Annotated in this window: 14 protein-coding genes; 11 read left to right on the top strand and 3 right to left on the bottom strand. The window is 63.7% G+C overall.

Annotated features, from left to right (window positions below):
- Window positions 1-6 precede the first annotated feature (6 nt).
- The 5 genes from FAZ11_RS07210 (at window position 7) to FAZ11_RS07190 (ending at window position 5,264) form a co-directional block, all read left to right on the top strand.
- Window positions 7-1,158: a M14 family metallopeptidase gene (locus FAZ11_RS07210; protein WP_058773503.1), complete on the top strand. Its 1,152-nt coding sequence runs from the start codon at window positions 7-9 to the stop codon at window positions 1,156-1,158.
- Window positions 1,159-1,257: 99 nt separating this feature from the next.
- Window positions 1,258-3,297: a methionine--tRNA ligase gene (gene metG, locus FAZ11_RS07205; RefSeq protein WP_058773504.1), complete on the top strand. Its 2,040-nt coding sequence runs from the start codon at window positions 1,258-1,260 to the stop codon at window positions 3,295-3,297.
- A 44-nt stretch (window positions 3,298-3,341) separates the two neighbouring features.
- On the top strand, window positions 3,342-4,307 hold the full coding sequence (locus FAZ11_RS07200; protein WP_058773535.1) for an RnfABCDGE type electron transport complex subunit B: 966 nt from the start codon (window positions 3,342-3,344) through the stop codon (window positions 4,305-4,307).
- Entirely contained in the window at window positions 4,304-4,942 is a 639-nt protein-coding gene (gene nth / locus FAZ11_RS07195; protein ID WP_058760971.1) for an endonuclease III, read from the top strand. Before FAZ11_RS07200 ends, nth begins: the two co-directional genes overlap by 4 nt.
- 142 nt (window positions 4,943-5,084) lie before the next feature.
- Window positions 5,085-5,264 (top strand): PA3496 family putative envelope integrity protein, encoded by a 180-nt coding sequence (locus FAZ11_RS07190; RefSeq protein ID WP_058760972.1) that lies wholly within the window; start codon window positions 5,085-5,087, stop codon window positions 5,262-5,264.
- A 50-nt stretch (window positions 5,265-5,314) separates the two neighbouring features.
- Here FAZ11_RS07190 and FAZ11_RS07185 read toward each other — a convergent pair whose 3' ends face one another.
- Window positions 5,315-6,532, bottom strand: a complete 1,218-nt coding sequence (locus tag FAZ11_RS07185; protein WP_058773505.1) for an argininosuccinate synthase — start codon at window positions 6,530-6,532, stop codon at window positions 5,315-5,317.
- Between the two features lie 312 nt (window positions 6,533-6,844).
- Complete coding sequence (locus FAZ11_RS07180) at window positions 6,845-7,795, bottom strand: flagellar protein MotY (protein WP_058773506.1); 951 nt, start codon at window positions 7,793-7,795, stop codon at window positions 6,845-6,847.
- A gap of 128 nt (window positions 7,796-7,923) precedes the next feature.
- On the opposite strand from FAZ11_RS07180, the gene pyrC reads away from it, so the two are divergent.
- The 4 genes from pyrC (at window position 7,924) to bfr (ending at window position 10,791) form a co-directional block, all read left to right on the top strand.
- Window positions 7,924-8,967 (top strand): dihydroorotase, encoded by a 1,044-nt coding sequence (gene pyrC, locus FAZ11_RS07175; protein ID WP_058760975.1) that lies wholly within the window; start codon window positions 7,924-7,926, stop codon window positions 8,965-8,967.
- 2 nt (window positions 8,968-8,969) lie between these two features.
- Window positions 8,970-9,641, top strand: a complete 672-nt coding sequence (gene rnt / locus FAZ11_RS07170; protein ID WP_193557172.1) for a ribonuclease T — start codon at window positions 8,970-8,972, stop codon at window positions 9,639-9,641.
- A 263-nt stretch (window positions 9,642-9,904) separates the two neighbouring features.
- Window positions 9,905-10,120, top strand: coding sequence for a bacterioferritin-associated ferredoxin (locus tag FAZ11_RS07165; protein ID WP_058760977.1), 216 nt, complete (start codon window positions 9,905-9,907; stop codon window positions 10,118-10,120).
- A 191-nt stretch (window positions 10,121-10,311) separates the two neighbouring features.
- Complete coding sequence (gene bfr / locus FAZ11_RS07160; protein ID WP_058760978.1) at window positions 10,312-10,791, top strand: bacterioferritin; 480 nt, start codon at window positions 10,312-10,314, stop codon at window positions 10,789-10,791.
- A 57-nt stretch (window positions 10,792-10,848) separates the two neighbouring features.
- Here bfr and grxD read toward each other — a convergent pair whose 3' ends face one another.
- The gene (gene grxD / locus FAZ11_RS07155; RefSeq protein ID WP_007162748.1) at window positions 10,849-11,175 is read right to left on the bottom strand and encodes a Grx4 family monothiol glutaredoxin; all 327 of its coding nucleotides are present in this window, start codon (window positions 11,173-11,175) and stop codon (window positions 10,849-10,851) included.
- A gap of 237 nt (window positions 11,176-11,412) precedes the next feature.
- Here grxD and FAZ11_RS07150 point away from each other — a divergent pair, with 237 nt between their 5' ends.
- The gene (locus tag FAZ11_RS07150; RefSeq protein ID WP_058760979.1) at window positions 11,413-11,817 is read left to right on the top strand and encodes a DUF3597 domain-containing protein; all 405 of its coding nucleotides are present in this window, start codon (window positions 11,413-11,415) and stop codon (window positions 11,815-11,817) included.
- Between the two features lie 213 nt (window positions 11,818-12,030).
- Window positions 12,031-12,948: an ornithine carbamoyltransferase gene (argF, locus tag FAZ11_RS07145; protein ID WP_058773508.1), complete on the top strand. Its 918-nt coding sequence runs from the start codon at window positions 12,031-12,033 to the stop codon at window positions 12,946-12,948.
- Window positions 12,949-12,971: the final 23 nt, after the last annotated feature.

Genomic DNA, 12,971 nt, shown 5'->3' with positions numbered 1-12,971 from the left:
CCTTGCGTGAACGCCCCTTCCCTGCACATCAGTTCCACCTTCGACAGCGGCGCCGTGGAGGTGCTGTCCCTGGCCAACCCCGCCGACATCCGCTTGCGCATCCGCCCCGACAGCGCCTCGCCCTTCACCCAGTGGTTCCATTTCCGCCTGGAAGGTGCCCGCGGCCTGTCCTGTCGGCTGACCTTCGAGAACGCCGGTGACTGTGCCTACCCCGAAGGTTGGCGCGACTACGGGGTGGTAGCCAGCTACGACGGCCAGGACTGGTTTCGCATTCCCACCCGCTACGATGGCAAGACCCTGAGCTGGGATGTCACCCCCGACCACGACAGTCTGTTCTTCGTCTATTTCGAGCCCTATCCGGAGAGCCGTCACCTGGCCTTTATGGGCGAAGCGCAGCGCCATCCCGCCGTCCGTCTGGAAACCGTCGGCCGTTCGCTGCTGGGGCGCTCGCTGGACCTGCTGCACATCGGCACGCCGGGCGCCGAGAAGAAAAATATCTGGATCATCGCCCGCCAGCATCCCGGCGAACCCATGGCCGAGTGGTTCGTCGAAGGCCTGCTGAGACGCCTGCTCGGCCTGGGCGATCACCTAGGCGATCCGGTCGGTGCCAAGCTCTTGGAGCACGCGGTGCTGCACGTGGTGCCGAACATGAATCCCGACGGCTCGGCGCTGGGCAACCTGAGAACCAACGCCGCCGGCGCCAACCTCAACCGCGAATGGCTGGAGCCGGACGAGCAGCGCAGTCCCGAAGTCCTGGCGGTCCGCCGCGCCATCGCCGCGACCGGCTGCGATCTGTTCCTCGACATCCATGGCGACGAAGCCCTGCCCTATGTCTTCGTCGATGGCTGCAACGGCCTGCCCAACTTCGGTGAACGCGAAGAGGCGGAGCAGCAGGCCTTCCTGCAACGCTTCCTGCGCGCCAGCCCGGACTTCCAGACCCGCTACGGCTACCCGCGTGGTCACTTCGGCAGCGAGACGCTCAAGCTCGCCACCAAGTACGTCGGCCACACCTACGGCTGCCTGGCCCTGACCCTGGAATTGCCGTTCAAGGACAACGCCAACGACCCGCGTCCGGACGTCGGTTGGAACGGTGCCCGCAGCGCCGCCCTGGGTGCGGCCATGGTCAGCGCCCTGTACTGGCAGTTGGCGGATATCTGAGTCCAGACCTGCCCCTGCCCATCCCCCGCGGATGAAACCGACCGGCCATTTCGCTATGATGGTCGGTCACCTTATCAGCGTCGCGATCCAGCCAAGACCATGACCGAGCCCCGCAAGATTCTCGTCACCAGCGCCCTGCCCTACGCCAACGGCTCCATTCACCTCGGCCACATGGTCGAGTACATCCAGACCGACATCTGGGCCCGCTTCCAGCGGCTGCGCGGCAACCAATGTCTCTACGTCTGCGCCGACGACGCCCATGGCTCGGCCATCATGTTGCGCGCCGAGCGCGAGGGCATCACGCCCGAACAGCTGATCGACAACGTCAAGCGCGAGCACAGCGCCGACTTCGCCGATTTCGGCGTGGCCTTCGACAACTTCCACTCCACCCATGCGGAAGAGAATCGTGAGCTGTCGCGCGCCATCTACCTGAAGCTGCGCGAGAACGGCCACATCGCCACCCGTCCGGTCACCCAGTACTTCGACCCGGACAAGCAGATGTTCCTGGCCGACCGCTTCATCAAGGGCACCTGCCCTAAATGTGGCGCTGCCGACCAGTACGGCGACAACTGCGAGAAGTGCGGCGCCACCTATGCGCCCACCGAGTTGAAGGACCCCAAGTCGGCCATCTCCGGCGCGACCCCGGTGCTGCGCGAATCCGAGCACTTCTTCTTCAAGCTTCCCGACTTCAGCGACATGCTCAAGGGCTGGACCCGCAGCGGCGCCCTGCAGGAATCGGTGGCCAACAAGATCGCCGAATGGCTGGATGCCGGTCTCCAGCAGTGGGACATCTCCCGCGATGCGCCCTACTTCGGCTTCGAGATCCCCGACGCCCCGGGCAAGTACTTCTACGTCTGGCTGGACGCCCCCATCGGCTACATGGCCAGCTTCAAGAACCTCTGCGACCGCCGCGACGACCTCGACTTCGACGCCTTCTGGAACAAGGACAGCACCGCCGAGCTGTACCACTTCATCGGCAAGGACATCGTCAATTTCCACGCGTTGTTCTGGCCGGCCATGCTCGAAGGCGCCGGCTACCGCAAGCCGACCGCGCTCAACGTCCACGGCTTCCTCACCGTCGACGGCCAGAAGATGTCCAAGTCCCGTGGCACCTTCATCAAGGCGCGCACCTACCTGGATCACCTGAATCCCGAGTACCTGCGCTATTACTTCGCCGCCAAGCTCTCGCGCCATGTCGAAGACATCGACCTGAACCTCGAGGACTTCGTGCAGAAGGTCAATTCCGACCTGGTGGGCAAGGTGGTCAACATCGCCAGTCGCTGCGCCGGCTTCATCCACAAGGGCAATGCCGGCCTGCTGGTGGACGCCCAGGCCGCCCCCGAGCTGGAAGCCGCCTTCCGTGCCGCCGCGCCGAGCATCGCCGAGGCCTACGAGACCCGTGACTTCGGCCGCGCCATGCGCGAGACCATGGCGCTGGCCGACCGCGCCAACGCCTGGATCGCCGACAAGGCGCCCTGGAGCCTGGCCAAGCAGGACGGCAAGGCCGACGAGGTCCAGGCCATCTGCGCCCAGGGCGTCGAGCTGTTCCGCCAGCTGGCGATCCTGCTCAAGCCCGTGCTACCCAACCTGGTCGCCGCCGCCGAGAGCTTCCTCAATGTCGCGCCCCTGACCTGGGCCGACCTCGACACCCGCCTGGCCAATCATCAGCTCAACGCCTTCCAGCCCCTGCTCACCCGCATCGAACCCGCCAAGGTGCAGACCATGATCGACGCTTCCAAGGAAGACCTGGCCGCCCAGGCCGCGCCCCAACCCGCCGGCAATGGCGAACTGACCAAGGCCCCGCTGGCCGAGACCATCGACTTCGATACCTTTTCCAAGGTCGACCTGCGCATCGCCCTGATCGAGAAGGCCGAATTCGTCGAGGGCGCCGACAAGCTGCTGCGCCTGACCCTGGACATCGGCGATGCCAAGCGCAACGTCTTCTCCGGCATCAAGAGCGCCTACCCCGAGCCGAGCCAGCTCGAAGGCCGCCTGACCCTCTACGTCGCCAACCTGGCGCCGCGCAAGATGAAGTTCGGCATCTCCGAAGGCATGGTGCTGGCTGCCGGCCCCGGCGGCAGCGAGATCTATCTGCTCAGCCCCGACAGCGGCGCCAAGCCCGGCCAGCGGGTGATGTGATAGCTACGGCGCCCCAGGGCGCCGTTCTTCTCCCTGTCATGACCATGAACGCCCAAGCCAACCTCATCACCGCCATCGACGCCTTGCTGCCCCAGACCCAATGCGGCAAGTGCGGCCATCCCGGTTGCCAGCCCTATGCGGCGGGCATCGCCGCGGGCGAAGCGCACAACAAGTGTCCGCCCGGCGGCACGGCCACTATTCTCGAGCTGTCGGCTCTGCTCCAGCGCCCGGCGCTGCCGCTGGATTCGCCCTATCCGGTGACACCCAGCCAACGCGCGGTGATCCGCGAGGCCGAGTGCATCGGCTGCACCAAGTGCATCCAGGTCTGCCCCACCGACGCCATCCTCGGCGCGGCCAAGCTGATGCACACGGTCATCGAGAGCGAATGCAGTGGCTGCGAACTCTGCCTCGCGCCCTGTCCGGTGGACTGCATCGATCTGGTGGCCGTGGCGGAACCGGTCGACCGCGAAGCGGCGCGCCAGCGTGCCCGTTACTATCGTCGCCGTTTCGACGCCCGCCAGGCGCGCCTGCAGCGGGATCGCGAGCGGCTGGAGGCCGAGCGGCAACGTCGCCAGGCACCCGCCGCAGCCGTGGCGCCCCCAGTGGCCTCTGCCACGACGGAGCCTGCGCTCAAGCCGCTGAAGATCGCCGCCGCCATGGCCCGGGTCGCTCTGCAGAAGGCCGAGCGGCAACTCGCTCAATACGGTACGCCCGCTCTGGAGGCTCAGGTACGACAGCTGCGCGAAGCCGCCTTGCAGGCCCAACGAGCCTTGGAGGCTGCACAGCAGCCAGAGGCAGAAGGGACCGCCGCGACCGTGGCGCCGAATCCCGCCGCGCTCAAGCAGGCGCGCATCGCCGCCACCCTGGCCCGTGCCCAGCTGACCAAGGCCGAACGGGCCTTTGGTGCCACCCCCGCGCCAGAGCAGGCCCAGCAGCTGGACGCCCTGCGCAGCGCTGCTCAGCAGGCCGCCCGACACCTTGCCGCTCTGGAAGAACAGACCACGCCATGAACGCCGCCAAACGCCTGGAGATCTTCCGTCGCCTGCACGAGGACAACCCCGATCCCAAGACGGAGTTGTCCTACGCCTCGCCGTTCGAATTGCTGATCGCCGTGATCCTCTCCGCCCAGGCCACCGACGTCAGCGTCAACAAGGCCACCGCTCGCCTCTATCCGGTGGCCAATACGCCCCAGGCCATCTTCGACCTGGGTGTGGAGGGGCTGTCGGAGTACATCAAGACCATAGGGCTCTACAACAGCAAGGCCAAGAACGTCATCGAGACCTGCCGGCTGCTGCTGGAGCGCCACGGCGGCGAGGTACCCCAGACACGCGAAGAACTGGAGGCCCTACCCGGCGTCGGCCGCAAGACCGCCAACGTGGTTCTCAACACCGCCTTCCGGCAGCTCGCCATGGCCGTGGATACCCACATCTTCCGGGTCAGCAACAGGACCAACCTGGCACCTGGCAAGAACGTGGTGGAAGTGGAGCTGAAGCTGCTCAAGGTGGTGCCGAAGGATTATCTGCTGGACGCCCACCACTGGCTCATCCTCCATGGCCGCTACGTCTGCCAAGCGCGTAAGCCGCGTTGCGGCAGCTGTCGCATCGAAGACCTTTGTGAGTACAAGGCGAAAACCTCCGACGATTGAAAAAGGGCTGATGAAGGCCCTCTGGCGATTGAAAAAATCTTTTTTACCGGCCCCTGCTTTGTCGTTATAAGGTGCGCGAAAAGGTCCCGCAGTTCTGTCGATGACGGGCGTGTGACCCTGTTCAGCCTTGCAGGAGTTACCAATGGCCGAAGACAAAAGCGATATCGATGTAGACGAAGATTTCGAGACCGAGGGTGAGGCGCCCGATACCGTCGAACCCGTCGTCAGCAAGACCAACCTGACCAAGCGGCGACTGATCGACAACATGCTCGAAGAGCGCCGCCTGAAAAAGCAGATCTCCGAATACGATTTCGATCTGTAGCCCATAAAAAACCCCAGCCGAGGCTGGGGTTTTGCGTTTCCAGGTGACCCTTACAACAGGGTACGACCCTTGCCTGCGGCAATGCGCATGCGCAGCGCATTGAGCTTGATGAAGCCAGCCGCATCCGCCTGGTTGTAGGCGCCGCCATCTTCCTCGAAGGTGGCGATGTTGGCATCGAACAGCGACTCGTCGGACTTGCGGCCAACGACGATGACATTGCCCTTGTACAGTTTCAGACGCACCATGCCATTCACGTTGGCCTGGGAGGCGTCGATCATCTGCTGCAGCATCAGCCGCTCGGGGCTCCACCAGTAGCCGGTGTAGATCAGACTGGCGTACTTGGGCATCAGCTCGTCCTTGAGGTGTGCCACTTCGCGGTCGAGGGTGATGGACTCGATGGCGCGGTGGGCCTTGAGCATGATGGTGCCGCCGGGGGTCTCGTAGCAACCACGGGACTTCATGCCCACGTAGCGGTTCTCGACGATGTCCAGGCGACCGATGCCGTTCTCGCCGCCGATGCGGTTCAGTTCGGCCAGCACGGTGGCCGGGCTCAGCTCCTTGCCGTCGATGGCGACGATGTCACCGGCGCGGTAGGTCAGCTCGAGATAGGTCGGGGTATCCGGCGCGGCTTCCGGGGACTTGGTCCAACGCCACATGTCTTCTTCGTGCTCGGTCCAGGTGTCTTCCAGCACACCGCCCTCGTAGGAGATGTGCAGCAGGTTGGCGTCCATGGAGTACGGCGACTTCTTCTTGCCGTGGCGCTCGATCGGGATCTGGTGCTTCTCGGCATAATCCATCAGCTTCTCGCGGGAGAGCAGGTCCCACTCGCGCCAGGGTGCGATCACCTTGACGCCCGGCTTGAGCGCATAGGCGCCCAGCTCGAAGCGCACCTGATCGTTGCCCTTGCCGGTGGCGCCGTGGGAGATGGCATCGGCGCCGGTCTCGTTGGCGATCTCGATCAGGCGCTTGGCGATCAGCGGACGGGCGATGGAGGTACCCAGCAGGTACTCACCTTCGTAGACGGTGTTGGCACGGAACATTGGGAAGACGAAATCACGAACGAACTCTTCGCGCAGGTCGTCGATGTAGATTTCCTTGACGCCCATGGCCTGGGCCTTGGCACGCGCCGGCTCGACTTCCTCGCCCTGGCCGAGGTCAGCGGTGAAGGTCACCACTTCGCAGTTATAGGTGTCCTGCAGCCACTTGAGGATCACCGAGGTGTCCAGGCCGCCGGAATACGCCAGGACTACCTTCTTCACATCCGCCATGCCATTTGCTCCCGTGCGTCGCGTTGAATCGGAAAGGCGCCGATTCTACCGATCACGGCGGGGGTTTTATAGAGGCGCGACGCAGCCGGATGTCGAGGCGACACCTAGTGTGGCGCTTAATAAGTTGACTGCACAATTTTGGCGGCGCTTTTTGTCCGCATCGGCGGACCGCCTGGGCAGTGTTGCCACTCCTCGCCATAGCCCTGCTATGACTCGTCCCGGCGCCTAGCCCATTCGGGGCGCCGAACCGTCGGAGCGCCGAACCGTCAAAAATCACTCGCTAATTCTTGTGCGAACTTCCAAAGCACCACACTAGCCCTTGGGCTTGGCCGGCGGTGCCGGGGTGGGTGCGGGCGGTTCGGCAGGATTGGCCGCGGTGGCGGTCGGCGCGGTGGTGGGCTGGGGCGGCGTGGCCGGTCCCTGGGAGAACACCAGGGTCACCCGACGATTGCGCGCACGGTTGGCCTTGCTGGTGTTGGGAACCAGCGGATACTGCTCGCCGAAGAAGCGCAGCTCGATCTGCTCGGCCGGAAAGCCCTTGGCCTTGAGGTATTCCATGACCGCCAGGGCGCGCAGCCGCGACTCCTGGCGATTGTCCAGCCGGGTGCCGTGATTGTCGCTATAGCCGGAGACCACCACGTGATTCACGCGCGGATCAGCCTTGAGGTAATCGTCGATGAGGTCGAGCTTGGCCTTGGCCACGTCATCCAGGGCATCGCCGCCATCCGGGAAGTTGATCTGCGAGTGGCGGATCTGGTCGAAGTTAACTGCCAGCAGCTTGCGGGTACAGGCCTCGAAGTCCTGGTAGGCCTTGTCGAAGCGCATCGGTAATAGCCGCACCTCGACCCGTTGGGCCAGACCGTCGCGCCCGGTCACCAACGGCGTCCGCCCTTCCCGCAGGCCGGTGAGCAGGCGCACGGCCTGTTGTGCCGAAGAGGACAGCGGCTGGTCACCCGCGACCAATTGCACCGTGCCGAGGTTGACGTCGCCCAGACCAGGGCGCCAGGGCGCCGCCGCCGCTTGCAGGCTGGCGCTGCCGATGGCCAGCCAGGGACCGGTGGTGCGCAGCTCGAAGACCGTCGCCTCGCCGGCACGCTTGAGGAAGCCACCGCTGCCGAAACGCGGGACCGGCTGCAGCAGGCGACAGGCGAAGATGTCGCCCTCCACTTTCCATTCGGCACTCTCAAGCCGGTCCTGGAAGGTCATCCCCCAAACCGGCGCATTGAGCAGCAGAACGGAAAGCAGCAGGTGACGCGGGCGCACGGTGGGCTCCAAGGGATATGACTGACTCCAGAGCTATCGGTCAACCGGGCGGAAAACTTGAGCGCGGGTGCCGGTGACCAGGCTTTTCCGGTAGCATTTCCGCACTTTCCCGCTGCCTGGAATCCTGTATGACCGACCGGATCACCCTTGCCCGTCCCGATGACTGGCACATTCACCTGCGCGACGGCGCCGCCCTGCAACAGACCGTCGCCGACGCCGCCCGCGAATTCGGTCGCGCCATCGTCATGCCCAACCTGGTGCCGCCGGTGCGCAACGCCGAGCAGGCCGCCGCCTATCGCGAGCGCATCCTTGCCGCCCGTCCAGCCGGCAGCCACTTCGAACCCCTGATGGTGCTCTACCTCACCGACCGTACCAGCCCGGAAGATGTTCGCACCGCCAAGGCCAGCGGCTTCGTGCATGCCGCCAAGCTCTATCCGGCCGGCGCCACCACCAACTCCGACTCCGGCGTCACCTCGCTGGACAACCTCTTCCCCACCCTCGAAGCCATGGCCGAGGTCGGCCTGCCGCTTCTGGTGCACGGCGAGGTCACCCATGCCGAGGTGGACGTCTTCGACCGCGAGAAGAAATTCATCGACGAGCACCTGGTGCGTATCGTCCAGCGCTTCCCGACGCTGAAGGTGGTGTTCGAACACATCACCACCGGTGACGCCGCTGCATTCGTCCGCGAAGCCCCGGCCAATGTCGGCGCCACCATCACCGCCCATCACCTGCTCTACAACCGCAACCACATGCTGGTGGGCGGTATCCGGCCGCACTTCTATTGCCTGCCGATCCTCAAGCGCAACACCCACCAGAGCGCTCTGCTGGACGCCGCCACCAGTGGCAATCCCAAGTTCTTCCTCGGTACCGACTCGGCGCCCCACGCCCGCCACGCCAAGGAAGCGGCCTGCGGCTGCGCCGGCTGCTACACCGCCTACGGCGCGCTGGAGCTCTACGCCGAGGCCTTCGAGAGCCGCAACGCCCTGGATCGCCTGGAAGGCTTCGCCAGCCACTTCGGTCCGGATTTCTACGGCCTACCGCGCAACACCGAGACCGTCACCCTGGTACGCGAAGACTGGCAGGCGCCTGCCTCCCTGCCCTTCGGCGACCATGACGTAGTGCCGCTGCGCGCTGGCGAAACCCTGCGCTGGCGCCTGGAGGTAGGCGCATGAGCATGGACGAGACCTTCAGCGACGAGCTGGACGCCAGCCAGCCGATGTCCGACTCGCGCATCCCCATGGCGCGACGTTTTCGTGGCTACCTACCGGTGGTGGTGGACGTGGAGACCGGTGGCTTCAACGCCGCCACCGACGCCCTGCTGGAAATCGCCGCCACCACCGTGGCCATGGACGATGAAGGGGTGCTCTACCCGGATCACACCTACTTCTTCCGCGTCGAGCCCTTTGCCGGAGCCAACATCGAGCCGGCGGCCCTGGAATTCACCGGCATCAAGCTCGACCATCCGTTGCGCATGGCGGTCAGCGAAGAACACGCCCTCAGCGAGATCTTCAAGGGCGTGCGCAAGTCGCTCAAATCCAGCGGCTGCAAGAGAGCCATCCTGGTCGGCCATAACAGCAGCTTCGACCTGGGCTTCCTCAATGCCGCGGTGCTGCGCTGTGGCCTGAAGCGCAATCCCTTCCACCCCTTCTCCAGCTTCGATACCGCCACCCTCGCCGGCCTGGCCTATGGCCAGACGGTACTGGCCAAGGCCTGTCAGGCCGCCGGGATCGAGTTCGACAATCGTGAAGCCCACTCGGCCCGCTACGACACCGAGAAGACCGCCGAGCTGTTCTGCGGCATCGTCAATCGCTGGCGGGAAATGGGTGGCTGGGTCGATCTCGACTGAGAGTGATCGACAAGACCGCTGCGCGTCCACCAGGTGAGGACGTGCAGTGCTCGGACGCTTCCTATGCCCGCATGCGCCTGGCTCGCTTCCAGCGTGGTGAGTGAGTCACCTGGCGCCTCTCGCTACCCGTTGTTAGCCGCTCCAGCTGATCGACCGTTCGTCGCCCAGGTCACCTTTAATGAGATTTTGCCGCCTACAACTTTGACAATCATTCTCATTGTCATTAGCTTTGGCGGCACCTCCACTCATACAGCAGGCGATCCATGTACGTGTGTCTTTGCCGTGGCGTGACCGACAAGCAGATCCGCGAAGCAATCTATGACGGCTGCTGCAGTTATCGGGAAGTTCGGGAAAGCACCGGTTGCGCCACCCAGTGCGGCAAGTGTGCCTGCCTCGCCAAGCAGGTGGTCAAGGAGACGCTTGGTGAATTGCACGGTGCCCAGCAACTCGCCTATGCCCTGGACGTACCGCGCGTCTAAGCAAAATCTTTTTCGAAGAGCCGGACCCTGGGTCCGGCTTTTTTATTGGCTAATCAAAAGCTTACGCGAAGGATGGAAAAGCTTTCGATTACCGTTCGATTTTCGTCGATTTTTCAACGACTTAAGCTTTTGACAAAGGGCTTTTCGGCGCTCAGACTGCCGGCAATCCCACCCCATTCGCAGGTCAGGCCATGAAAGGCGATATCACCGTCATCCAGCATTTGAACAAGATCCTCGGCAACGAACTGGTGGCCATCAACCAGTACTTCCTGCACTCGCGCATGTACAACGACTGGGGCATCCGCAAGCTGGGCCACCACGAGTACAAGGAATCCATCGACGAGATGAAGCACGCCGATCGCCTGATCGAGCGCATCCTGTTCCTGGAAGGTCTGCCCAACCTGCAGGATCTGGGCAAGCTGATGATTGGTGAGAACACCCAGGAAATGATCCAGTGCGACCTGCGCCTGGAGATCAGCGCCGTGGCCGACCTGCGCGAAGCCATCACCTACTGCGAGACGGTCCGCGACTACGTCAGCCGCGATATGCTCAAGGACATTCTCGAGTCCGAAGAAGAGCACATCGACTGGCTGGAAACTCAGCTGACCCTGATCGCCAGCGTCGGCATCGAGAACTACATTCAGTCGCAGATGCACGACGACGACGATTGATCGAATCGCGCCCATGAAAAAGCCCGCCTAGTGCGGGCTTTTTCATGGGCCAAGGACTCAGGCGTCCTTGGTTTCCACGGCTTGCTTGATCAGGGTCTGCAGCTCGCCCTTCTCGTACAGCTCGGCCAGGATGTCGCTGCCGCCAACCAGTTCGCCACCGACCCACAGCTGGGGGAAGGTCGGCCAGTTGGCGTACTTGGGCAGATTGGCGCGGATTTCCGGATTCTGCAGGATATCGACGTAGGCGAATTTCTCGCCACAGGCCATCAGCACCTGAGCGGCACGGGACGAAAAACCGCACTGGGGTGCGTTCGGCGAGCCCTTCATGTAGAGCAGCACGGGATTGTTGGCAATCTGGTCTTTGATGGTATCGATGATGTCCACGATGCACCTCGCTAATACGGTGGGACGATTGTAACGGAAAGGCCAGTCACACGCCGGAATTTCCATGCTGGCGGGCCAGAGCCGACGCGCCATGAGTCTGCCAATCGACCACACGCCCGTCAGGCCGTTCGCGGCAAGGGAGTGATCATCGATCAGCAAACTTTGGCGTCATACCTGTGGTCAGGTTAAGGGCAGGCGCCGCTTGGTGCCTCTTTTCCCCAGACCCAGGAGAACTCCATGAGCCTGTTCAGCAAGATTCTATCCAAGCTCGGCATCGGTGAGGCCCAGGCGGACAATACCGCCGCCGCGCCTAGCACCAGCGCTACCGATAACACCGCACCGGCTGGCAGTAGCGCTCCGGCCGCCGGCGTGGCGCCCATTAGCCAAGTGGACGTTACCGCCAAACTGGATGCCCTAGCCGCCCAGAAGGGTGAACAGCTCAATTGGAAGACCTCCATCGTCGACTTGCTCAAGTTGCTCGACCTGGACAGCAGCCTGGCCGCTCGCCAGGAACTGGCCAAGGAGCTGCACTGCCCCGAGGACAAGCTGAACGACTCCGCCCAGATGAACATGTGGCTGCACAAGGCCGTCCTGCAAAAGCTTGCCGACAATGGCGGCAATGTACCGGCCGAACTGCTGTGATCTCCATTTAGCGCCCGCTGGGGTGCTAGAGCACCGTACGCTCATCGCAGGTGAGGCCTCGCGGTAAAGGCCACGCCTGCGATGGTGGTAAAATGCGACATGAACTTATACCATTTCGCCTTTGGTCTTTCCGCCGTTCGAAACGGCATGGTCTCAGGTTCGCCGCGCCCCTGATGGGCGGCCGTTACCGGGATGGGACGCTAGGGTAGCGAAATGACGGCTCGGCACTTTCTTTCTTTCATGGATTGTTCCCCTGCGGAACTTCGGCAACTCATCAAACGCGGCATCGAACTCAAGGCCTTGCGTAATCAGGGCCTGCTGCACGAACCCCTGCGCAATCGCGTGCTGGGGATGATCTTCGAAAAAGCCTCCACCCGCACCCGCCTCTCTTTCGAGGCCGGCATGATCCAACTCGGCGGCCAGGCCATCTTTCTCTCGTCCCGCGATACCCAGTTGGGCCGTGGTGAGCCGGTGCCGGACAGCGCCCGGGTCATGGCGAGCATGCTGGACGGGGTGATGATCCGCACCTTCGCCCACGAAATGCTCACCACCTTCGCCGCCAACTCCAAGGTGCCGGTGATCAATGGGTTGTCCGACGATCTGCATCCCTGCCAGCTGCTGGCTGACATGCAGACCTTCTTCGAGCATCGCGGCGACATCCAGGGCAAGACCGTGGCCTGGATCGGCGATGGCAACAACATGTGCAACAGCTATATCGAAGCGGCCGAACAGCTGGACTTCAACCTGCGCATCGCCTGCCCCGAAGGCTACGAGCCCAATCAGCGCTTCCTGGAGCGGGCGGGTGATCGCGTTCAGTTGGTTAGGGATCCGCGCGAGGCGGTGGCCCAGGCGCACCTGGTCAGTACCGACGTCTGGACCTCCATGGGCCAGGAAGAGGAAACCCGCCTGCGCCTGGCGGCCTTCAAGCCCTATCAGGTCACTGCCGAATTGCTCGACGGCGCAGCTCCGGACGTCCTGTTCATGCACTGCCTGCCGGCCCATCGCGGCGAGGAGATCAGCCACACGCTGCTGGACGATCCCCGCGCCGTGGTCTGGGACGAAGCCGAGAACCGGCTGCACGCGCAGAAGGCACTGCTCGAATTCCTCATCAAGCCACCGCTACACGCCTGATGAGCGGCCCTGGCCGGGCGCTC

The sequence above is a fragment of the Pseudomonas rhizoryzae genome, from assembly GCF_005250615.1.
GTDB lineage: Bacteria > Pseudomonadota > Gammaproteobacteria > Pseudomonadales > Pseudomonadaceae > Chryseomonas > Chryseomonas rhizoryzae.
This window is presented reverse-complemented; position numbering and strand designations above follow the sequence as displayed.

What these genes read in the sequence shown, in the direction of transcription:
- nth (WP_058760971.1), top strand. Translation starts at nt 4,304, where the DNA reads ATGAACGCCGCCAAACGCCTGGAGATCTTCCGTCGCCTGCACGAGGAC.
- FAZ11_RS07200 (WP_058773535.1), top strand. Translation starts at nt 3,342, where the DNA reads ATGAACGCCCAAGCCAACCTCATCACCGCCATCGACGCCTTGCTGCCC.
- rnt (WP_193557172.1), top strand. Translation starts at nt 8,970, where the DNA reads ATGGACGAGACCTTCAGCGACGAGCTGGACGCCAGCCAGCCGATGTCC.
- pyrC (WP_058760975.1), top strand. Translation starts at nt 7,924, where the DNA reads ATGACCGACCGGATCACCCTTGCCCGTCCCGATGACTGGCACATTCAC.
- FAZ11_RS07150 (WP_058760979.1), top strand. Translation starts at nt 11,413, where the DNA reads ATGAGCCTGTTCAGCAAGATTCTATCCAAGCTCGGCATCGGTGAGGCC.
- FAZ11_RS07185 (WP_058773505.1), bottom strand. Translation starts at nt 6,532, where the DNA reads ATGGCGGATGTGAAGAAGGTAGTCCTGGCGTATTCCGGCGGCCTGGAC.
- FAZ11_RS07165 (WP_058760977.1), top strand. Translation starts at nt 9,905, where the DNA reads ATGTACGTGTGTCTTTGCCGTGGCGTGACCGACAAGCAGATCCGCGAA.
- metG (WP_058773504.1), top strand. Translation starts at nt 1,258, where the DNA reads ATGACCGAGCCCCGCAAGATTCTCGTCACCAGCGCCCTGCCCTACGCC.
- bfr (WP_058760978.1), top strand. Translation starts at nt 10,312, where the DNA reads ATGAAAGGCGATATCACCGTCATCCAGCATTTGAACAAGATCCTCGGC.
- argF (WP_058773508.1), top strand. Translation starts at nt 12,031, where the DNA reads ATGACGGCTCGGCACTTTCTTTCTTTCATGGATTGTTCCCCTGCGGAA.
- FAZ11_RS07190 (WP_058760972.1), top strand. Translation starts at nt 5,085, where the DNA reads ATGGCCGAAGACAAAAGCGATATCGATGTAGACGAAGATTTCGAGACC.